The sequence below is a fragment of the Pantoea sp. Nvir genome, assembly GCF_009829915.1.
Taxonomy (GTDB): Bacteria; Pseudomonadota; Gammaproteobacteria; order Enterobacterales; family Enterobacteriaceae; genus Pantoea.
In genome coordinates this window covers 252,025-274,121 of record NZ_SZZW01000001.1, presented here as the reverse complement: position 1 = coordinate 274,121, position 22,097 = coordinate 252,025, and the positions used below count along the sequence as shown (strand labels likewise).

Annotated in this window: 15 protein-coding genes, 4 tRNA genes and 1 pseudogene; 2 read left to right on the top strand and 18 right to left on the bottom strand. The window is 40.7% G+C overall.

Going from position 1 to position 22,097, the window contains the following annotated elements; translation table 11 throughout:
* The first annotated feature begins 1,684 nt into the window (after nt 1–1,684).
* Nucleotides 1,685–1,894 (top strand): transcription antiterminator/RNA stability regulator CspE, encoded by a 210-nt coding sequence (gene cspE, locus FD729_RS00990; RefSeq protein WP_033751857.1) that lies wholly within the window; start codon nt 1,685–1,687, stop codon nt 1,892–1,894.
* Between the two features lie 441 nt (nt 1,895–2,335).
* A complete protein-coding gene (tatE, locus tag FD729_RS00985; protein WP_159931432.1) occupies nt 2,336–2,539 on the top strand; it encodes a twin-arginine translocase subunit TatE in 204 nt (67 codons plus the stop codon).
* 44 nt (nt 2,540–2,583) lie between these two features.
* Here tatE and lipA read toward each other — a convergent pair whose 3' ends face one another.
* From lipA to FD729_RS00895, 18 genes and pseudogenes are all read right to left on the bottom strand, one after another.
* Nucleotides 2,584–3,531 carry a lipoyl synthase gene (lipA, locus tag FD729_RS00980; RefSeq protein ID WP_159931431.1) on the bottom strand — a complete coding sequence of 316 codons (948 nt, stop codon included), beginning with the start codon at nt 3,529–3,531 and terminating at the stop codon, nt 2,584–2,586.
* A gap of 107 nt (nt 3,532–3,638) precedes the next feature.
* Nucleotides 3,639–4,298: a lipoyl(octanoyl) transferase LipB gene (lipB, locus tag FD729_RS00975; protein WP_159931430.1), complete on the bottom strand. Its 660-nt coding sequence runs from the start codon at nt 4,296–4,298 to the stop codon at nt 3,639–3,641.
* Between the two features lie 72 nt (nt 4,299–4,370).
* A complete protein-coding gene (ybeD, locus tag FD729_RS00970) occupies nt 4,371–4,634 on the bottom strand; it encodes a DUF493 family protein YbeD (protein ID WP_159931429.1) in 264 nt (87 codons plus the stop codon).
* 1,225 nt (nt 4,635–5,859) lie between these two features.
* Nucleotides 5,860–6,978: a peptidoglycan glycosyltransferase MrdB gene (mrdB, locus tag FD729_RS00965; RefSeq protein WP_370461852.1), complete on the bottom strand. Its 1,119-nt coding sequence runs from the start codon at nt 6,976–6,978 to the stop codon at nt 5,860–5,862.
* A complete protein-coding gene (gene mrdA, locus FD729_RS00960) occupies nt 6,969–8,885 on the bottom strand; it encodes a peptidoglycan DD-transpeptidase MrdA (RefSeq protein ID WP_159931428.1) in 1,917 nt (638 codons plus the stop codon). Before mrdA ends, mrdB begins: the two co-directional genes overlap by 10 nt.
* A gap of 509 nt (nt 8,886–9,394) precedes the next feature.
* Nucleotides 9,395–9,712 carry a ribosome silencing factor gene (rsfS, locus tag FD729_RS00955; RefSeq protein WP_159931427.1) on the bottom strand — a complete coding sequence of 106 codons (318 nt, stop codon included), beginning with the start codon at nt 9,710–9,712 and terminating at the stop codon, nt 9,395–9,397.
* A 120-nt stretch (nt 9,713–9,832) separates the two neighbouring features.
* Complete coding sequence (gene nadD, locus FD729_RS00950) at nt 9,833–10,477, bottom strand: nicotinate-nucleotide adenylyltransferase (protein ID WP_159931426.1); 645 nt, start codon at nt 10,475–10,477, stop codon at nt 9,833–9,835.
* On the bottom strand, nt 10,470–11,501 hold the full coding sequence (gene holA, locus FD729_RS00945; protein WP_159931425.1) for a DNA polymerase III subunit delta: 1,032 nt from the start codon (nt 11,499–11,501) through the stop codon (nt 10,470–10,472). The genes nadD and holA overlap by 8 nt, the downstream gene beginning before the upstream one ends.
* A gap of 40 nt (nt 11,502–11,541) precedes the next feature.
* Nucleotides 11,542–12,093 (bottom strand): LPS assembly lipoprotein LptE, encoded by a 552-nt coding sequence (gene lptE / locus FD729_RS00940; protein WP_159931424.1) that lies wholly within the window; start codon nt 12,091–12,093, stop codon nt 11,542–11,544.
* 14 nt (nt 12,094–12,107) lie between these two features.
* Nucleotides 12,108–14,687, bottom strand: coding sequence for a leucine--tRNA ligase (gene leuS, locus FD729_RS00935; protein ID WP_159931423.1), 2,580 nt, complete (start codon nt 14,685–14,687; stop codon nt 12,108–12,110).
* A 901-nt stretch (nt 14,688–15,588) separates the two neighbouring features.
* The gene (gene lnt, locus FD729_RS00930; protein ID WP_370461850.1) at nt 15,589–17,130 is read right to left on the bottom strand and encodes an apolipoprotein N-acyltransferase; all 1,542 of its coding nucleotides are present in this window, start codon (nt 17,128–17,130) and stop codon (nt 15,589–15,591) included.
* Nucleotides 17,120–18,001, bottom strand: a complete 882-nt coding sequence (gene corC / locus FD729_RS00925) for a CNNM family magnesium/cobalt transport protein CorC (RefSeq protein WP_159931422.1) — start codon at nt 17,999–18,001, stop codon at nt 17,120–17,122. The genes lnt and corC overlap by 11 nt, the downstream gene beginning before the upstream one ends.
* 72 nt (nt 18,002–18,073) lie before the next feature.
* Nucleotides 18,074–18,547 (bottom strand): rRNA maturation RNase YbeY, encoded by a 474-nt coding sequence (ybeY, locus tag FD729_RS00920; protein ID WP_159931421.1) that lies wholly within the window; start codon nt 18,545–18,547, stop codon nt 18,074–18,076.
* Between the two features lie 938 nt (nt 18,548–19,485).
* Nucleotides 19,486–20,932 (bottom strand): annotated as a pseudogene (gene miaB / locus FD729_RS00915) (tRNA (N6-isopentenyl adenosine(37)-C2)-methylthiotransferase MiaB).
* A gap of 654 nt (nt 20,933–21,586) precedes the next feature.
* Nucleotides 21,587–21,658, bottom strand: a tRNA-Gln gene (locus tag FD729_RS00910).
* Nucleotides 21,659–21,699: 41 nt separating this feature from the next.
* Nucleotides 21,700–21,774: transfer RNA gene (locus FD729_RS00905), tRNA-Gln, on the bottom strand.
* Nucleotides 21,775–21,795: 21 nt separating this feature from the next.
* Nucleotides 21,796–21,880: transfer RNA gene (locus FD729_RS00900), tRNA-Leu, on the bottom strand.
* Between the two features lie 12 nt (nt 21,881–21,892).
* Nucleotides 21,893–21,966, bottom strand: a tRNA-Met gene (locus FD729_RS00895).
* Between the last annotated feature and the right edge of the window lie 131 nt (nt 21,967–22,097).

Genomic DNA, 22,097 nt, shown 5'->3' with positions numbered 1-22,097 from the left:
TAGCCTTTCATTTGTTGAAAATTAGATAATAGAATTCTGACTACTATTAGTTTGACACACTATGACACATATCACTAATTTTTACATTTAAGCGCGTTTAGTCAGTATATTCCGGATAGGTTATCAGCCGTGCTAAGTTTCTTAGATTCTAATATTTCCTTCTGTTTTGTGTCTCACTGTAGTATGAGTAAAGCAGACATGATTGTAAAAAACTGTGTTTTTTTAGATCGTTGAAAGAAAGATCCCTTAGTATAATGCTAATCGCTCTTTTCCTTTACATTTTTTGATGTATTTAACAATCTTCCTTTTTTATATCTTAATTATTTAAAATTGATTATATTTAGATAGTATAGCCCCTCTTCCTTACCTTCTACCGTATCGAGTACATCAATAATAATATTCCGTAAAATTTATGATACATATTTTACTGAGTAATATCAAATTCATACAAGTATTCTTCAAACTTTTTCTATTCGCTCAGTCAACACCCTCTCCATAAATAAAAATAGTATTGAATAAAATATAAAGTCTCTAAAAGATTAATTATTGAGTCTTTTGTTACAAAGAAATTATGATTTTTTAAAAAATAATTGGTTTTATCTTAGAATTATCGATCGAAGGTATTAAATTAACTTTTTAATCAACATAGTACATGGATACTGCTGTACCTTTGTTCGTATCCTTTTTTCATTTGTGAAATAAGATGAGCACAAAATGAAATTAAGTAACGTACGTAGTGATAGCAGCGCTAGAACCCGTGCATGGAGGCGTTTAAAACAGTTACTAGAGTGCGCCCCATGAAAGGTTACTGGTGTCAAAGATTCATAGACAAAAGTGAACTTTACGTTCCCGTAGATAGTAAATCAAATTTTCATTACCATATAATCTCTTTTTTTCTGAACCCAGGAGGTGATTTTTTGGCAAAAAATTCCCTTAACCCTCTCTAAAATCATTAATAATTAATATACCTAATCTTTTGTAGTTTTTATTTAATCTTTTACTAACTAATCTAGTTTTTTCTAAAAAAGTAGTGTGTCGCCCATTTTGTTAAAAACACGTTAACGCTATTTTTTTAATGTTACTAAAATCTAGTTAATTTAAACTAGCTGTGAAACTTCATTTGACATTATTTTATTTTTGTGTGCATAATGATTCTACAGTGTTGTTCTTAATATGACGAGCACATCTGCAACGAGAAAGAGCAACCTAATAAATTATAAAATAATTTATTAGGTTACAGTACTAGGAGCAATTAACCCCATATCCGATGGATTTAAAGATTTATTAATTAGTACTAATTTTGTTCACTATGGCTGCTTAAAAGCACCTTAGTTAATGAGCGATCAACATCCTCATCTTAGTATAAAGTTTACTTTAGGTGCAAAGGCACGTAGCAATTGAACTTGCTGTATGGGTGTGGGCCTTTCCTCTCGTTTTGTTAAAAGAATAGCATTATCATCTGCTGGATTATCTATGTTTTATAGCGTTATAACTACGGAAGTACTTATTTTATTAACTGTAATAGTCCCAATATAAATATCTCCGCCAAAAAAATGCGTAGTAACGACAAAAGAACTAGATTTATCACTTTTTCATCAATTGTTGCTGGACAAATGGCACAGCAATTGCTGTACTAGGCGTTGACACAGTTTTAGTGTTCATTTTTCATGTAAAGGTAATGTAGATGTCCAAGATCAAAGGTAACGTTAAGTGGTTTAATGAGTCTAAGGGATTCGGTTTCATTACTCCAGAAGATGGGAGCAAGGATGTATTCGTACACTTCTCTGCTATCCAAAGCAACGGGTTTAAAACTCTGGCTGAAGGTCAGCGTGTAGAGTTTGAAATCACCGAAGGAGCTAAAGGCCCATCTGCTGCTAACGTTATCAGCTTGTAAGTTAACAGTCAGAATTCAAAAACCCGCCATATGGCGGGTTTTTTTATTACTAAAAAACAAAATTAGTTTCATCCATAATCAATATACAATATTTTGTACATAGAGTAGCAGCATCATGCTAAAGTTAGCAGCCAGATTAAGTTATCAAATCTTCCAAATTAATCACGTAAAAAAAATAATATATCTCTAACCTACTAGGTTTATCTCACGTGCAAAGATAACATGAATTCACAAAGCTCTATTACAGAAATAGTTTTTGAACCAAGCTTAAATTCACAACTATGACACAGTATCTGCAATTACGTATTGATAAGGTTCATGGGTGAACGGATGTATTTAATACAACACAAACTTCTTAAGTTGTTGCAATTTTTTGTTGAGCTTTTTGCTGATCTAAGCGTAAATGGAAGTATTATTTTTTTTGAGGTCGAAAGGTAAAGTATGGAAGGTATCAGTTTTGCAAAATTACTGCTCATTGGTGCGCTTATTGTACTGTTATTTGGTACTAATAAGTTGCGTTCATTAGGTAGCGATTTAGGTTCTGCAATTAAAGGGTTTAAAAAAGCTATGAAAGATGATGAATCTACAGCGACTAAAACAGCTGTTGAAGATGTTCCAGCAGAGCGCGTGACGCATAAAAAATAAAAAGAGTGATATAAATAAGGTCTTAAAGAGTGTAATCTTCTGGTTTATTTTACTGCCAGCCCTTTTGCCTGCATATCTGCGTGATAGGAAGATCGAACAAAAGGACCACATGCAGCATAGGTAAAACCCATTTTTAACGCTTCTTTTTTTATGTTCTCAAATTCTATAGGACTGACGTAACGCTGGACTGGAAGATGGTGGCGGCTTGGTTGCAAATACTGACCTAAAGTTAGCATATTGACACCATAACAACGTAAATCACGCATAACTTCCATAATTTCCATATTGGTTTCTCCTAGTCCGAGCATCAGACTCGATTTGGTTGGGATACCAGGATGTATTTCTTTAAAACGCCCTAACAATTTTAGTGATTGCTTGTAATTTGCACCAGGACGGACTTTGGGGTATATACGCGGTACAGTCTCAAGATTATGACTAAAAACATCAGGCGGTATGGTTTGAAGGATGTCCAGAGCACGATCCATACAGCCTCGAAAATCGGGTAATAGTGTTTCAATTTTGATTGACTGATTTTTTTTACGAATGGCAGTAATACAGTCAGCAAAGTGTTGTGCACCGCCGTCTCGAAGATCGTCACGGGCTACAGAAGTAATAACTACGTAGCGTAACTCCATATCAAAAATTGTTTGCGCGAGCTTAAGTGGCTCATTACCATCTGGCATGGTGGGGCGGCCGTGCCCCACGTTGCAGAAGGGACATCGGCGAGTACAGGTAGAACCAAGGATCATAAAAGTTGCGGTTCCGTGGTTAAAACATTCAGCTAGGTTAGGGCATGAGGCCTCTTCACATATTGAATACAGGCCGTTTTTGCGCATTGCTCCTTTAATTTTTTGTATTTGCTTAAAATCTGCAGGTAGCTTAATTTTTAACCATTCAGGTTTAGGTAATAGGTTTTGCTTTTCAAGCAAAACAGGTTGTACTGGGATAAGCGCCGTCTTATCTATGTCAGAATATTTAATGTTACGTTCCATTTGAAAAACTTTTTTTAAAAAAACATTAATAATTACATCAGTTCTGCTTAGAAGAAGCAACTATTCCGTAACGAAAAGTTTATCATTTTGTAATATTTTATGTAAGTTTAAGGTAGGGACTTCGTTTCAGCTGTCAGCCATTCTACTTGGCTAAAACCCAGATATTGTGCGAAGGCTGCTACTAGTAGCAATTGGACATCGGCAAGACTAACGTTAGTTTGAAAGGCGCTCAGTTGTGTCATGTGCATGCCGATATAGCCACAGGGATTGATGCGCAGAAATGGTGTTAAATCCATCGCCACATTGAGCGCTAAGCCATGAAGAGAGCAGCCTTTACGGATACGTAGGCCAAGAGAACAGATTTTTTTTTCTCCCACATAAATACCTGGCGCATTAAGACGCGTGTGCGCCTTTACATCGAATTGTGCCAGAGTGGCCAGTACTGTCTTTTCCAGCACGGTTACCAATTGGTGAACACTTATCTTACGTCGCCTGATATCAATCAATACGTACATGACCTGTTGGCCAGGGCCATGATAAGTTACCTGACCACCGCGATCACTTTGCATTACCGGAATATCGCCTGGCATTAGCAGGTGTTCGGCCTTGCCTGCCTGGCCCTGGGTAAAAACTGCATGATGTTCGACTAACCAAACTTCGTCGTGATTTTTATCATTGCGACGATCAGTGAATTCATGCATTGCATCGGAAACGGGTTGCCAGCTGCGTTTACCTAGTTTTCGAATTAAAAGCTTATTCGCTAACAAAACGGCAGTCCTAATAAAGGTTAGGATGTTAGAAAAAAATGGCAAGAAGATCTCTTTTGCTAAGGTTGGCGCTTATAACACCATCCGCACGATATCAATTTTGCCCAGCTCTTCATATAAGGTTTCTATCTGCTCTATGTGGGTAGCATGAATTGTGATTGAGACCGAGTAGTAATTACCTTTACTACTCGATTTTATATTTGGCAAATAGTCACCCGGTACATGGTGTTGCACTACTTCAACTATTCGATCAACAAGCTCCTGCTGCGCTAACCCTAGTACTTTATAAGTAAAAGGGGTAGGAAATTCAAGCTGTACATTTAGTTTTGTTTTCATATTAAATCCGTATGAATAAAAACAGGCTAATATCGAAGTAAAAGGACTATCATATTAATGTTAATGTGGTCGTTAATTATGTAGATAAAAGCATCCTACCGCACAATAAAGTAATCCATTTTTATTAAACAAGCATTATTACCGTAATTTAGAGTTAAGATCTCACGTCAGTTGGGAAACTAGTGAGTCGGTAACTAGAATTGAAGAACATTAGTAAGAAACTTTTAAATAACATTGTTAGGATATTTCAAGAGTCTCTGCCTACTTTGAAGAGTCGTCTTGGTGAATATTCTTTGCTCTTTAATCGCCCAATGCATACATACATTAGTTGGTTATTATTATGGCAGAATGAGGAGGATAGTGAATTACGTCTGCATTGTTTTTAACAAGCACTTTCTAGCCTTATAGTTTTTCAAAAGGCACTTTTAGGAATTAATCTCCGACATACTTTGGATTATAGTATTGAAGTGAACTTTCTTATAAGAAAGAGAGTGTACTCTTATGTTAGGTATTTGAAAATACTACATACATTTATGTACTGTTCTATATTATGGAACATAATATTTATGGCAATGAGTTATAAGTTAGGAAAATAATTCACCATAATAACTACTTATTTTACTATGTCTTATCGTAGAATCTCTATTTTTAATAGAGATACCTAGAATAAGCTAATAATCTACTATGCTTAGTTGCTGAAGTTTAGAAATTGCTACCATGTACAATCTGCGTATGTCCTATAAGTTACTGATGTACTGGATATCAATAGGGATATCCATCAATTTTTAACACGCGCTACGATCTCATGACTTTTAACAAATAACGTTAACAAATAACGTCGTATATACATCACTAAAAAATAGAAACTTGGAAAGTATTCCACTGTCGATTAGCTCATTCGGAATCTTATCTTTTACAATCGATTACTTTGCAGTGTCCCAGTACTCCCTAAGGTTGCACCAGGTAGCTATCTATGTTTTTTCGCTAGCACTAGTGAAATCTTCCATGAGAAGCTAATATCCATTATATTCACTCTCATTTTAGATATTCCTCGATTAATCATTCACTATTTTTATCGCCCTTAGAATTTTCATATCTGGAACAAGCCTGCCGCTATTCTAGGTTGGTAACGATACTATAAATTATAAGGTTCGAGTGTGTACAAACAGACAAAACCAACAATATGTAGTAATAGCGAGGCTATTTTTTATACATATGCATCTTCTTAAACGCTTTTAGATAACATTTTTCTATGAGTGTGGATCGACATTATGATGCCAAATCCCGCCATAAGCACGATTAGAGCAGACCCTCCATAGCTGACTAGGGGCAGAGGCACGCCAACCACCGGTAAAATACCACTTACCATGCTGATATTAACGAAAATATAAATAAACAAAATCAGCATTAACCCACCCGCCATCACACGTCCGAAAGTAGTCTGCGCACGTGTAGCAATCATTAGCCCACGCAGAATCAGTAGAAGATAAAGCACGAGTAGAATCAGTACGCCTACCAACCCGAGCTCTTCGGCAAGTACGGCAAAAATAAAGTCAGTATGCCGTTCAGGTAAAAATTCCAGCTGTGATTGAGTACCGTGCAACCATCCTTTTCCTCGTAGCCCCCCAGAGCCGATGGCAATTTTTGACTGAATAATATGATAGCCAGCACCGAGTGGGTCGCTTTCTGGATCGAACAGTATCATGACACGGTCACGCTGGTAGTCGTGCATGAGAAAAAACCACAACACAGTAATGAAAGCCGCCACCAGAAACACCGATGTACCAATTAGTTTCCAGCTAATACCAGAAAGGAATAGCACAAAGAGCCCGGATGCAGCAATCAGAAACGAAGTCCCAAGATCGGGCTGTACTGCTACTAGCAGCGTCGGTATAGCAATCAAAATGAGTGCAATACTGGTATTTTTAAAAGTTGGTAGATAAATATCGCGGTTGGTAAAGCGAGCCACCATGAGAGGGACAGCGATTTTCGCAATTTCCGATGGCTGAAAGCGTATTATTCCTAGATCGAGCCAGCGCTGTGCCCCTTTACTGACATGTCCAAAGGCATCCACCGTAATAAGCAGTGTCATGCAAACAATATATAAATAGGGAGCCCAGCCCTCATACACGCGCGGCGGTACTTGTGCAAGTAATAGCATTATCACCAGACCAATCGCAATCTGAATAATCTTATGCTGCATCATGCTCGAATCTTGCCCACTGGCGCTCCAGATAACTACGACACTGTAGGTGAGCAACGCAAGGATTATCAGCATAAACATTGGATCGATATGGATACGAATCCACATAGATCTTTTCTGCGTATTGTCGTTTATGGACATCTCTTGTTTACCTTCGTAGTACGGGGCGTTAGGGAGGCATCCGAAAGATCCGTATTTTTATTCTCCAATATAATATGGTCGAGAATATTCCGCATCATAGTACCCACTGCCGCTCCAGCGCCCCCATTCTCTAGAATCATGGTAACGGCGACACGTGGTTTATCGTAAGGAGCAAAAGCTGTCATTAGTTTGTGGTCGCGCAATCGCTCTGCGATTTTTTTCGCATTGTAGATTTCATTTTCTTTAAGACGAAAAACTTGCGCCGTACCAGATTTAGCGGCTATTTTATAAGGTGCGTCGGCAAAACTTTTATGTGCCGTGCCATTAGGGCGATTAGCGACCCCGTACATACCATCTTTGGCAATTTCCCAGTAACCGGAATAAACATCATCGATCGACTCAATCAGCTGTTGACGCCAAGGTACTATACTGCATCCTTCGCGTATAGCGCGCAACAGATGAGGCACTTTTACTACACCATCGTTAATTAGAATCATTAGAGCCTTATTCATCTGTAGTGGCGTTGCTGTCCAGTAGCCTTGACCAATACCGATCGGAATTGTATCTCCCTGATACCATGGCTTTTTAAAACGCTTCATCTTCCATTCGCGAGTTGGCATATTGCCAGCACTCTCCTGCGGTAGATCGACGCCTGTACGCTGGCCATAGCCAAACTTGTTCATCCACTCCGATAAACGATCAATATCCATATTATAAGCTACTTGGTAGAAGAAGGTATCAGCAGATTCTTCTAGCGATTTTGTTACGTTCACACGTCCATGGCCCCATTTTTTCCAGTCGCGATAGCGTTTTTCCGAGCCTGGCAGTTGCCACCAACCAGGATCAAATAGTGTGGTGTTACGGTTAATCACTCCTGTGCTCAGTGCAGAGATAGCCACATAAGGTTTTACCGTAGAAGCAGGAGGATAAGAAGCCTGAATGGCGCGGTTATAAAGTGGGTGATTCTCGTCGTTGAGCAATGCGCGGTAATCTTTACCTGAAATGCCATCGACAAATAAATTGGGATTATAACTGGGCGTAGAGACCATTGCTAGAATCTCACCAGTACGCGGATCGCTGACTACCACCGCAGCACGGCTACCAGATAGTAGGGTTTCAATATACTGCTGAAGATTGAGGTCGATGGTCAGCCATATATCGCGTCCCGCGTGTGGTGACTGTTCATGTAGCTGACGGATCACCTGTCCACGGTTATTAACTTCAATTTCTTCATAGCCAGTAATACCATGTAGAATATCTTCGTAGTAACTTTCTATACCTAACTTGCCGATATCATGTGTTGCAGCATAGTTCGGCCACTTGCCTTCTTTCTCGAGTCGCATAACATCGCGGTCATTAATTTTGGAGACGTATCCAACAACGTGGGTCAAGGTAGCACCGTAAGGGTAATAGCGACGTTGGTATCCCTTAACTTCGACGCCGGGAAAACGATACTGGTTAACGGCAAAGCGTGCTACCTGTACATCATTAAGACCGATTTTGACAGGGACCGCGGTAAAGCGATGTGATCTCTTGCGTTCTTTTTCAAAAGAGTCTATATCTTCCTCAGTGAGATCGAGGATGGGCCGAAGATCCTGTAGTGTTTGCTTAATATCATTAACTTTTTCTGGTAAAAGCTCCGTTTGATAAATAGTGCGATTAAGCGCCAGTGCAGTACCGTTGCGGTCGTAAATAATGCCACGGCTCGGTGCTACTGGTACTAACTTAATGCGGTTTTCATTAGAACGGGTACTATAATCTTTAAAGCGTATAATCTGTAGGTGGTAAAGATTGACTACTAATATGCTAGAAAGCACTAAAATTCCAAAAAAAGCAATTAATGCCCGGCGGACAAAGATTTTCTGTTCAGTACTATAATCGCGAAAGGCGTTGCTTTGTAATTTCATCCGCTACTTAAAATATCGGGGTTAGTCTCACTGTTTATTCACGATAATAAGAATAATTGGTGGTGATGCATTCAACAATGCTTGATAAATGCTCTTAATAACAAATTGTAAGTGTAACCGGGGTACAGGGAGCATTTAAAGGATCTTAAATTATTGTTAGCTAAGCTTTTCTACTGAGCAGCAAACTAACTCAGTGGAAGCCATCTCATTGCTAAAAGCTAAAATTACTAGAATTCCGCTCTGATACTCGATCAGAGACGTTTTCCACTTGTATTTCAGAAGCCTCAATGTAACACGGGATGCCGTTATATTTGTACATTGCAGCTGGCATCTCTTCACTCTCTTTTCCAGAATACACTTGATATTAGTACCCTTGCCATGTTTTATCACAGGCAATCTTACTACAGGTTCGTCTATATATCTGTGGAAAAGCGACTGGAATATAAGGTATCTTTTTTTAATCAGTCAAACATTTTAGTATCTACGGATATAGGCCGTAATTTTATATATTAGCTCCAAAGTTCTTCCAGCTCATAAATTTGGGGGATGTTATCCTGCATCACGTGCAGGATAACATCCCCCAGATCAACCACTACCCAGTCAGCCGTATTTTTACCTTCTACGCCCAATGGCACTATGCCTACTGTACGGGATTCATGCACCACATGATCAGCAATTGAAATCACGTGACGCATAGATTTACCTGTACAGATAATCATGCAGTCGGTAATACTAGATTTACCTTGAACATTAAGTGAGACGATATTCTGACCTTTAAGATCATTAATTTTATTAATAATGAACTCTTGTAGAGTTTTGCCTTGCAAAAGGTTCCCCTTTTATTCGGATAAGTGATTGCCTGTTCTCTGACCTTGATAAAGTAGCTAAAAATTAAGCTAAATAGTATAGCACGCCCTTTATCTAAGCGATATATAACCAAGGTGAAGTTATTTCAAGTAGAGTCCTGCGCGATTGATATAATCAAAAACATCAGCAGGCAAGAGGTGATTGCAGTCCAATCCTTGAAGACGGCGCTGACGAATTCCAGTGGCAGAGATATTAACAAGCGGCGTATTAGCCATCCAGATAAAACCGGCGGGATGCTGGTGCAATTGCTCTATTTGAGTGGTGATATGTTTATCCAGCCAGCGCCGTATCTCCGGAGATCCCAGCTCCACAGAGTAGCCTGAACGTTTACAAACTAGTAGATGAGAAAGTGACAGCAAATCCTGCCAGCGGTACCATTTTGATAAGGATAATAGCGAGTCCTGACCAATGATTAATCCTAAAGGCGCCTGCGGACCACGCTCATTACGTAGAACCTCCAACGTTGCCACTGTCCACGATGGAGTGTCACACATGAGTTCGCGGGAATCAATTTCGAAAAGTGGTCGATTGCGAATGGCATAGCGGAGCATATTCATACGCTGTACAGCACTAGCTTCCGGCTGTGGACGATGAGGTGGTACATTATTTGGTAGTAACAATACGCGCGTTAGTTTGGCCTGCTGCGCTAGTGCTTCAACTGGAAATAGATGGCCAAAATGCACTGGATCAAAGGTGCCTCCGAACACAGCATACATTTCATACATAAGCACAGTTCGTTGGAAAGTGTTGATGACAAAAGATGAGGGAAAGAGTCTCCAGCTGTGGCCAGATATCTTGCCCGTAATCCTTTTTTAAGATTAATTCAATCTGAGCTAGCAGATGAATCGCTTGTTGCAGACGTGTACTATCCACCCTTTGTAGGGTCTTGATAAAAAGTGTGCGACGAGTTTGCAATATGCACCTCTGATCCATTAACAGGCGTAACGGTTGATGCGTTTGATAGCGCTGCAGATGTAGCAGTGTCATCACATCACGCTGTAGTGTACGCATTAAAATCACCGGTTCGCTATCCTCGTTTTTCAACTTATGCAAAATATGCAAAGCTCGTTTACCTTTTCCCCCTAGCATCGCATCCACCCAGTGAAATGCTGTAAATCGTGCTTCATCACTCACCGCTTCTTCTACGCGAGGCAGTGTAAGCTTCCCATCGGGGCAGATTAGTGATAGACGTTCTAGCGCCTGTGCCAAAGCTAGCATATTGCCTTCATAGTAGTAGCAAAGTACCTGGATAACCTCATCCTCCACCAATAGCTTCATGCTTTTGGCGCGTGTGGCAATCCAGCTTGGTAGTTGCCTATGTTCCAACGTCTGGCACGGAACTAGGATGGCATATGCTGCAAATGCTTTAAACCATGCACTGTTCTGCTGAGCTTTAGTAAGTTTTATCATGTGGCAAACCAATAGTATATCGCTGTGCAATAGACTTGCTAGCTTGCTTAATTGATGGGCCATAGCGGAGTTGGGCCCGGTTTCTGGAAAGTACAAGGTAATGATCTGACGTCGGGCAAATAAGCTAAGTAACTGGCAACTGCCGAACAGGTCCTCCCAGTTAGTATTAATATCGAGGGTAAAATTTAAGTGTTCCTCAAACCCCCATGAAGTTGCAGCAGCACGAATCTTATCAGCACTTTCCTGCAACAGCAGCGGTTCGTTTCCGATTAATAGATAACAGGCATGTAACCCTTTACAGAGCTGTGTACTAAGTTTGTCAGGATAGATCTTAATCATTATAAGATGGTAGGAAGAAGAAATGGTCCACTGGCATCACTCATGCACTAGACGATACTGGTATCATATCATTGTTGCTAATTCGTACGGTATATAGTGTTGTTAGTAGTGTGCGGACTAGCTGTTCAGCAGCACGCTGGCGCATCTCCTGCACCATCATATTTTTCTCAAAATCATGCGCCATCACAGAGTTCGCATTATCAAAAAACGAGCGATAAACTGTAGTGCTTATCGGGTAAATGCCTTTTCCCGGGAACTCAACTTGTGCTGAGACATTCATGACCAGAGAATATTCCGCTGTAGTGCCGTTGATAAACATTGAGGCGGTGTCGCTTTTCTGTACTTCCTTATCAAGTCTTAATATAGGGGTATTATTTTTATTTTGCTTATTATCTTCAACAAGAATGATGTTGTTAATACGTAGTTGCTGACTTACCGTGCGGGCTAACGGCCCATAAACGTCGGCGCTGGTTAAAATAAGGGTCTTCAGTTTATTATTGGTTACCTGGGTGGTACCATGTCGGTGAAAATTACATCCAGTATTAATCATGACTATCAGCAAAATAAACAGCCTGATAATCAGATATCGCATAATGCCTCCTAAACTTAACCTACTACTAGGTTAAGCAGTTTTCCAGGTACATAAATCACTTTACGGATAGTCACTCCTTCCAAGTATTTAGTGACTAAGTTCTCATTCACAGCACGAGCCTGAATTTGCTCCTGTGTTGCATCGGCGGCAACGGTAATTTTACCACGTACCTTGCCGTTTACTTGTACTACTACCATCAAAAAATCTTCCCTCATAGCTTCTTCATTAGCTACCGGCCAGACGGCATCATCTACACTACCTTCACCACCCAGGGCCTGCCATAGCACATAGCTAGCATGTGGGGTAAATGGGTAGAGCATGCGAACCATGGCTAGTAACGCTTCCTGTAAGAGTGCATGATCTTGTGCACTCTTCTTCGGTGCTCGTGCTAGTTTATTCATCAATTCCATGATTGACGCAATAGCAGTATTGAAGGTCTGACGACGGCCGATATCATCTGAAACTTTGGCAATTGTTTTATGCAACGCACGACGTAGATTTTTTTGGCGATTATTAAGGTTGCTAATGTCTAGCGCCACGGTTGTTATTTTAGCGTGGTCATAGACTAATTTCCAGAAGCGTTTCAGGAAGCGGTTAGCGCCTTGTACACCAGATTCTTGCCAATCTAGTGTCATTTCTGCTGGCGAAGCAAACATCATAAACAAACGTACTGTATCCGCGCCGTAGCGCTCTACCATCAACTGTGGGTCGATGCCGTTATTTCTCGACTTTGACATTTTGCTTCTACCGGCGTAAATTACCTTACGGCCATGATTATCTTTCGCTTTGATAATATTTCCTTTATTATCACGCTCCACCGTAACATCAACAGGAGAAATCCAGTGGCGCTCTCCATTGGAACCGAGAAAATAGAATGCGTCTGCTAGCACCATGCCCTGACACAGTAGGCGCTTCGCTGGCTCATTTGAGTTTACTAAGCCTGCGTCGCGCAACAGCTTGTGGTAGAAGCGGAAGTACATTAGGTGCATTATAGAATGTTCAATGCCACCGATATATTGATCTATCGGCAACCAGTAGTTAGCCGCATCTGAATTCAGCATGCCTTCGTTATAGTGAGCACAGGTGTACCGTGCGTAGTACCAAGAAGACTCCATAAAGGTATCAAAAGTATCCGTTTCACGTAATGCAGGCTGGCCATTTATAATAGTTTTTACCCACGTAGGATCAGTTCTAATAGGGCTACTAATACCGTCCATAACTATATCTTCTGGCAGAATGACGGGTAGCTGCTCTTCCGGTGTCGGCATCACAGTACCATTTTCCATTGTTACCATCGGAATTGGTGTTCCCCAATAACGCTGACGAGAAACACCCCAGTCACGTAGGCGGTAGCTAACCTTACGAACACCTACACCTTTGGCCGACAGCGTATCAGCAATGGCGTTAAAGCCCTGTTCATGGTTTAGACCGCTAAATTCACCTGAATTAAACAAAGTTCCTTTTTCTGTTACCGCGGCGACGCTAGTATTAGGCTCATTGCCGTCCAGATTCAGTACAACCGGCTTAATTGGTAGATCGTATTTATTAGCGAATTCCCAGTCGCGCTGATCATGTGCTGGCACTCCTATAATAGCGCCTGTACCGTACTCCATAAGTATAAAATTGGCGATCCAAATTGGCACTCTCTCTTTAGTTAGCGGGTGAATTGCATACAGGCTCGTCGCTATCCCTTTTTTATCTATAGTAGATACATCAGCTTCAGCTACTTTGGTATTACGGCATTCAGCGATAAATTCAGCCAGCACCGGATTGCCTATTGAGGCTTTCAGCGCGAGAAAATGGCCAGGCGCAACCGCAATATAGGTAGTACCAAGTAGGGTGTCTGGACGCGTAGTGTAGACAGTGACTTTCTCTACGCTGTCAGCGACGTCAAAGGTGATCTCAATTCCTTCTGAGCGGCCAATCCAGTTACGTTGCATGGTTTTCACCTGCTCTGGCCAATCTTCCAGTGTGTCAAGGTCATTAAGTAACTCATCAGCATATTTGGTGATTTTTATAAACCACTGTGAAATATCTTTACGTTCAACTTGTGTATCGCAACGCCAGCAGCAGTTGTTGATCACCTGCTCGTTAGCTAACACCGTCTGATCATTTGGACACCAGTTCACTGCTGATATTTTTTTATACACTAAACCTTTTTCATAAAGCTTAGTGAAGAACCACTGTTCCCAACGATAGTATTCTGGCTTGCAAGTTGCTAATTCACGGCTCCAGTCATAACCGAATCCCAGTGCCTTAAGCTGTTTTTTCATATATTTAATATTATCGTACGTCCAGGTTGACGGAGCGATTTTATTTTTCACTGCGGCGCTTTCTGCAGGTAGGCCAAACGCATCCCAGCCAATAGGTTGCAGAACATTTTTGCCAAGCATACGCTGGTATCGGGTAATTACATCGCCGATAGTGTAGTTACGTACGTGGCCCATATGTAGGTGGCCTGAAGGATAGGGTAGCATGGAGAGGCAGTAATATTTCTCTTTATTTTTATCTTCGGTTACTTTGAATGTTTGGTTTTCATCCCAGTGCTTTTGGACGCGGGGTTCTATCTCTTCTGGGCGGTATTGCTCTTGCATGGCAGCAGCCTGTGATCGTTAATAAATAACGCTTAGCGTCAAGATCCACATAGCATACCTATATGGCTGTCAGTCAACAATACTTCCCAGTACTATTGTAGTAATTTCTCACGTAACGACGTATCCTAACCCCATTATCTGCTTCCGATTTAGTTTGTTAAAGAAGAGGACAAAGCGGATAGCCATTAATAATGGCTTATTCCAGCAGAAAGAAAATTGATATTAAAAAATAGCGTAACGCAAAATTTTCTAGAATATTTAAAGAAAGTATCTTTGAATTTATTCTCAATACTCTTCTTTACATTTATAAAATTTTTAACAAAGACTAATCTCATTTTATTAGTGGTAGCTTTATCACGCTACAGCAATATCATCTGAGAAAAATTGGTTTTTGATTATCTGTTTTTGTATCTTTAACCAAAATACATTCTGTCTGTTAAAATTAATCAGGTTAGATTTATTTAAGATGTATGATCCTTATATCCCTACACATTCCTTTTTTTTTGAATTTTAATTATATAAGCAAGGAGCATCTTAAAAATGCTAATATCGAGATTAATTTTAAATGAATCATTCAACTCTTTATTTTTTATATTAGATCGCTGAAATGGGGAAATTATTAGATTAATTTTAGAATAGACTAAAAAAGAAATCATTTCTACATCTACATCACCATGCTGTTCATAAGGTCAAGGCATAGCCATAATGACAGAACTGTAGTCAACGTAATACATTATTCGATTAATAAATCTTTCAAAAGTTTTATGGGAGGTAAATATTTCACAAATAGTAAGGCATAATGCCAGTTAGCTAATACATCAGAAATAGAGGGACAAAGGCGTAAAAGTTATCTAAGAGTGAGGAAGGAGCAACGACAAAACGCTATTTGATACGCAATATACTATGATTTAAGGTACTGCCATAGTGCACTTAGCGCTGTGCACAAAGTCAATAACCAGACTGGCCATAACCCAGCTTGTGCGTAAGGTGTTTTACCAGTGGTAGGTACTACCTTATCCAACAAAACTGCACGGGTAAACTGTGGTAGGATCTTTTCGACCTTACTTTGCGCATTCACAACAGCAGTGACGCCATTATTGGTGCTATGTAGTAGCGGGCGTCCTAATTCCAGGGCTCTCATCCGTGCCATTTGGAAGTGCTGCCACGGTCCTATAGAGTGACCAAACCATGCATCATTGGAGATAGCTAGTAAAAAATCAGTATCCGGACGGAAGTTACTACGTATTTGCTCGCCTAGCACAATCTCATAACAGATAGCGCTGGTAATATGGTAACCAGCGGCACTGAGCTGCGATTGCAGATAGTCGCCGCGATTAAATGACGACATCGGCAGATCGAATAATGGTGCTAAAGGACGCAGTAGGCTTTCTAACGGCACGAACTCCCCAAAAGGTACTAGATGGTTTTTCTGGTAACGGTTCATGCTCTGGTGAGAGTAAGATGCGCCACTACCGAGAACAATCACAGAATTATAGTCATGATAGCGGTTTTGCTCTAATCGGGAATCAACAATACCCGTGATAAGCGAACTGCCATGCTTGTGTAACAGTGCATCTAAAGAGCGTAGAAAAGGCTGCTGGCTACTTTCAAGATCAGCAATAGCGGATTCCGGCCAGATGATTAGCGGTACTTTACCTATTAAGGGTTGGCTAAGACTATTATAGATATTGAGTGTTATAAGAAGTTGTTGTGGATCCCACTTCATCGATTGTAAAATATTACCCTGCACCAGAGCAACCTTAAGGGTACGTTCGGGTTGTGGCTGTGTCCACTGGACATAACGTAGCGGCCAAGGCAGTACCAACAGTGCTATTGCAGCGACTGCACTTTTTATACTACGTTTGCGAAGAGCATAGACTAGTAGCCCTGAGTCAATCATTAGTACAAAAGTAAGTGTTTCCACACCCATCAGAGGAGCTAAACCTTTTAGAGGGCCGTCAATCTGACTATAGCCGAATTGTAGCCAAGGAAAACCAGTCAATAGCCAGCCGCGTAAAAACTCGCTGAGTTGCCATAAAGCAGGAGCTGCCAGCGTCAGACGACATAGTGTAGTGAGCGGCCATAAAAGATTTAGCATGCCTGCAAATAACGCTGGATAAAGCGAAAGATAGGTCGTAAGTAAAATCACTAGAAAAACGTTAACCAGAACTGGCATGCCACCAAAGGTAGCGATACTAACGTATACCCAGTGAACGCCGGTAATGAAAAGACCAAAACCCCAAGAGAAGCCAATAGCAACCGCTTGCCCTTTGAGGCGATCGAGGGTCAAGCATTGCAGACCGCCCAGCGATAATAGCGCAGTAGGCCAGGAATCATAAGGCGAGAAAGAAAGCGTACCAACGGCACCTGTGAATAATGCCAGCAATAACCGTATATGTTGTTGTTGGTAAAGTGAGAACAAAAAAATAAATTTATTCGTCATCTAGCTTGGGTAATAAGGATTTTTTCGGAACTTTTACATGAAGTTGAATAATACGACGGCTGTCAGCTATTACAGCTTTAAAGTGATATCCGTGTATGTCAATACTCTCTCCTCGTCCGGGAAGGCGACCAAATCCCTGCATGACTAACCCACCAATTGTGTCTACTTCTTCATCGTTGAACTGCGTACCGAATACATCATTGAAATCTTCGATGGTCGTAAGAGCATGCACTGTATATGTCTGGCAGTTTAATCGGTGGATATCATGATCTTCTGCATTATCATGTTCATCTGCGATTTCTCCTACGATCAACTCAAGAATATCCTCGATAGTGACTAAGCCAGAGACGCCACCGAATTCATCAATTACAATCGCCATATGATATTGCTGGGAAAGAAACTCTTTCAGCATACGGTCAACCCGTTTACTTTCAGGTACTACCACCGCTGGTCGCAATAATTTTTCTATACCGAAAAGTTCAGATTTATTTCTTATAAACGGCAGTAAATCTTTAGCCATAAAAATGCCTTCAATATGATTTTTGTGTTCACTAATTACCGGAAACCGTGAGTGCGCTGACTCGATAATGACGTCCAGACACTCATCCAGCGTCTGACTACTCTTTAGGGTAATCATTTGCGAACGTGGGATCATAATGCTGCGTACGCGCTGCTCTGAGATGTCCAGTACTCCTTCAAGCATGTCGCATGTATCTTCGTCAATAAGTCCTTTTTGCTTGGAATTGTAGATCAGCTCAATCAGTTCATTACGGTTCTGTGGTTCATTATGAAAAATCTGCTTAATAAGATCAGAAAAAAATCCTTTTTTACTATTGGGCGCCTCGCTGTTTGGAGAATGTTCTTCACTCATGGCATTTTTTATAGATCTCTCTGGTGAAGGTAGGTTGCTGTAGGTGAAAAAAGGATAATCTAAAGCAGCGGTTCATGAGTCTTCTGTTTCTAACAAGTAGGGATCAGGATAACCAAGAGCAAGCATTATCTCTGTCTCCATCGCTTCCATTTCTTTGGCTTTATGATCTTCAATGTGCTCATAACCGAGCAAGTGTAGTGTGCCATGTACTACCATATGAGCCCAGTGCGATTCGGTGCTTTTCCCTTGCTTGGCTGCTTCTTGCTCAACGAGCTGACGACAAATAATCAGATCGCCTAATAGAGGTATATCAATACTTAACGGCATTTCAAAAGGAAACGAAAGTACGTTAGTCGGCTTATCTTGTCCTCGATAAGTCATATTAAGATCATTGCTCTCTACCTCGTCTACTAAGCGAATAGTAACTTCGCATTCCGAATGAAAAGGAATCACTACTGCTTCAAGCCAGCGTTGAAAAACAGCTTTATCAGGCAACCCCCTGGTCTGCTTACAAGCTAGCTGCAAATCAAGAATTACCGTACTCATTTATACTTCTGACCTCAATGTGTGCCTCTAGAGCTTCCACTAGCTGGGCGCTGGCAGCATTTCGAGATGCTTTTTTACAGGCATCATAAAACGCACTACTACCGGATAAAGCACCACTTCTGTACCTGCTGTTATGAATGAAATTAAAGCTAAGCTCATCTAATACTTTAATGAATGGATAAATGCCATAATTGATACTACACGGCAGACATGATTAAACCTTTAAGAAAGATAATTATAAGTGCAACAGCATATAATATAGATTAAAGGCGTTAATTCAATAACGTTCACTTTGTCATCTTAACGCGATTAAAACCAAGTGTTTGTTAACAACAGTTGGTCTTTAAGTATAAATAGATGTAAATAGGGAACAACCTTTTAGATCACTTCCTTTTAGCAGGGAGAGTTTCTACCTTCTACCATCACTGGATTCGTCATTACAATACGCCCTCCGATAGATTTTGTATCCGTACCAATACAGTACTAACGCACGAATTTTGCTATACCTGGTACGCTACACGCTATTAGTAGTTATGATGATTCCAAAATACGATTTTCTTTAATTCCCATAGAGACCTTATACTAGATTCAGTATTTGGAGTGGTGTCGTGCACCAACAAGGTATCGATATAGAGCGTGTGCTAATATTTTTAGAGGCTTTAACGCAAAATAGTCCTAATAGATACTTAGCTTGAATGTGTTATGATGTGTTATTATGACAATAAATCTCAATACCCCAACAAGCCGAGCTAATTGTTAAATTTCTTTTACCTTATTTTCAATCTTACGGACAGGCTAACAATGGGTGATTGTCAATTGGTTCAATAAATATTCCACAAAGATGGCATCTCGCTGAGATAAAAAACTAAAAGAGATCTACCGGTGTAACACGCCATACGACAAAAAAGAAAGGGCAGCACCGCAAAATACGTTCGTTATTAAGCATTATAAGGAAATTTAAATGTCAGAAGGTTCGAATCAACGTTGATTTGATTTTCTTTATATGCATGCGCAATCATCGCAGAAAGGCATTTCTATAATGTGCATATCACTTTCCTCTTCGGTATGAACGACTCTACCGCGAAGGGAGTTTGCGTAGACTTCGATGATCTCTACATCGGCAAATTTGCCAATCATTTCCGGAGAGCCTTCAAAATTCACTATACGGTTAGTTTCAGTACGGCCTGATAATTCCATCAAAATTTTACGCGAGGTACCCTCCACTAGAACACGTTGCACAGTACCGAGCATACGGCGGCTCCAGGCCATCGCCTGCTGTTTAATGCGATTCTGTAATATGTAAAGACGCTGTTTTTTTTCTTCTTCCGATACGTTATCTGGCAGATCCGCGGCTGGTGTACCTGGACGCTCGGAGTATATAAAACTGAAACTCATGTCGAAGTTAATATCAGATATTAGCTTCATGGTTTGCTCAAAGTCTTGCTGGGTTTCGCCAGGAAAGCCAATAATAAAATCAGAGCTTATTTGAATTCCGGGACGAGCCGCTCGTAGCTTGTAGATGATAGTTTTATACTCTTGTACTGTATATGCTCGTTTCATCAATGTTAGAATGCGGTCTGATCCGCTTTGTACTGGTAGATGCAAGAAACTTACTAGCTCAGGAGTATCACGATATACATCAACAATATCGTCCGTAAATTCGATCGGGTGACTAGTGGTGAAGCGAATACGGTCTATGCCGTCAATAGCAGCAACCAAACGCAGTAATTCAGCGAAAGTGCATATCTTGCCGTCAAAGGTTTCGCCACGATAGGCGTTGACGTTCTGACCCAGTAAATTCACTTCACGCACACCCTGTTCAGCTAACTGCGCAATCTCCAATAAAACATCGTCACATGGACGACTGATTTCTTCGCCTCGGGTATAAGGAACTACGCAAAAGGTGCAATATTTATTGCACCCTTCCATTATAGAAACGAAAGAAGTCGGCCCACCAGCGCGTGGCTCAGGCAGGTAGTTGAACTTTTCAATCTCTGGGAAACTAATATCTGTGACCGGGATTTTGCTACTGCGAACAGTATTGATCATCTTCGGTAAGCGATGCAGGGTTTGTGGGCCAAATATAATATCCACATAGCTGGCGCGCTGACGAATATTATTCCCCTCTTGAGCTGCCACGCAGCCGCCAACTCCTATTATCAATTCAGAGTTGCGTTCTTTAAGAGTTTTCCACCTACCTAACTGATGAAAAACCTTCTCTTGTGCCTTTTCACGAATGGAACATGTATTCAGTAACAAAATGTCTGCTTCTTCAGCTTCTTCGGTTAACATATAGTCGTGGGTACTATTCAGCAAATCAGCCATCTTAGATGAATCATATTCATTCATCTGGCAGCCCCAGGTTTTAATATGTAATTTTTCCATCGCCAAACTAGCCATTTATTTTAGTGCAGTGAAGTGAAATGCACGTATTGTAGCGCATAGTTATTATACTTGTACAATTAATGAGACTGAGTAATGCTAACCTAACTGCCCACTACCCTAGACTACTTGCAGGACTTTATGGTAGAAAAGCATCGGCAGAATACCCTTTAATATGGGGTATAGTAATTTAGGAGAACAGTCTATGTCTTGCTTACGTATGTGGCTTATACTCAGTATTTTCGCGTCGCTGTGATTCAATACTATGATGCACATATCTGCAATTAGCAGCACTTCGGTGAACCGCTAAAACAGATTAAATACCTAGTAAATACGTAGAAGCATGTACAATTGATCCATTGTACACAAAGAGTTAAATAACTCGAGTCACTTTCTAAATTGCGCTACCAGAGCAGTGTACGCTTTGTAAAGTATAGTCATATCACATTGTGTATATACAGGGTTTAATTTCAGCGACGGCACAGAACGCCATCCTCCTTTTTCAAGAGGAAGTTCAAAGTACAGCTAGGCTATACGCAGCCTTTATGAATTGGGAAAAGCATTAAGCCCTTCTCAGCTATAAAAATCTCAAGCTACAGTGCATTTTACTAAACGACAAAAATAGAATGAGTAAAAAGGACTTGTCGTGAAATTTAGCTGGGGTGCAGGGATTTGAACCCCGGAATGCCGGAATCAGAATCCGGTGCCTTACCGCTTGGCGACACCCCAATATTATCTATCTATTCAAACTATTCAAATTGTCTTTATTATGGCTGGGGTACGAGGATTCGAACCTCGGAATGCCGGTATCAAAAACCGGTGCCTTACCGCTTGGCTATACCCCATCCGGCTGCCGAAGACTTAAATGGTGCGGGAGACGAGACTTGAACTCGCACACCTTACGGCGCCAGAACCTAAATCTGGTGCGTCTACCGATTTCGCCACTCCCGCAAAAAAACACGGTGGCTACGACGGGATTTGAACCTGTGACCCCATCATTATGAGTGATGTGCTCTAACCAACTGAGCTACGTAGCCATCTTCTTTTCGCGTTCCCTCCATTGGAGTTATGGTGCGCATTATGCGTATCGAGCACTGAAACGTCAATATATTTTTGACTGATTTTATTTTTAGCTTACTTATGTCTTTAAGTACTATTCATCATTGAA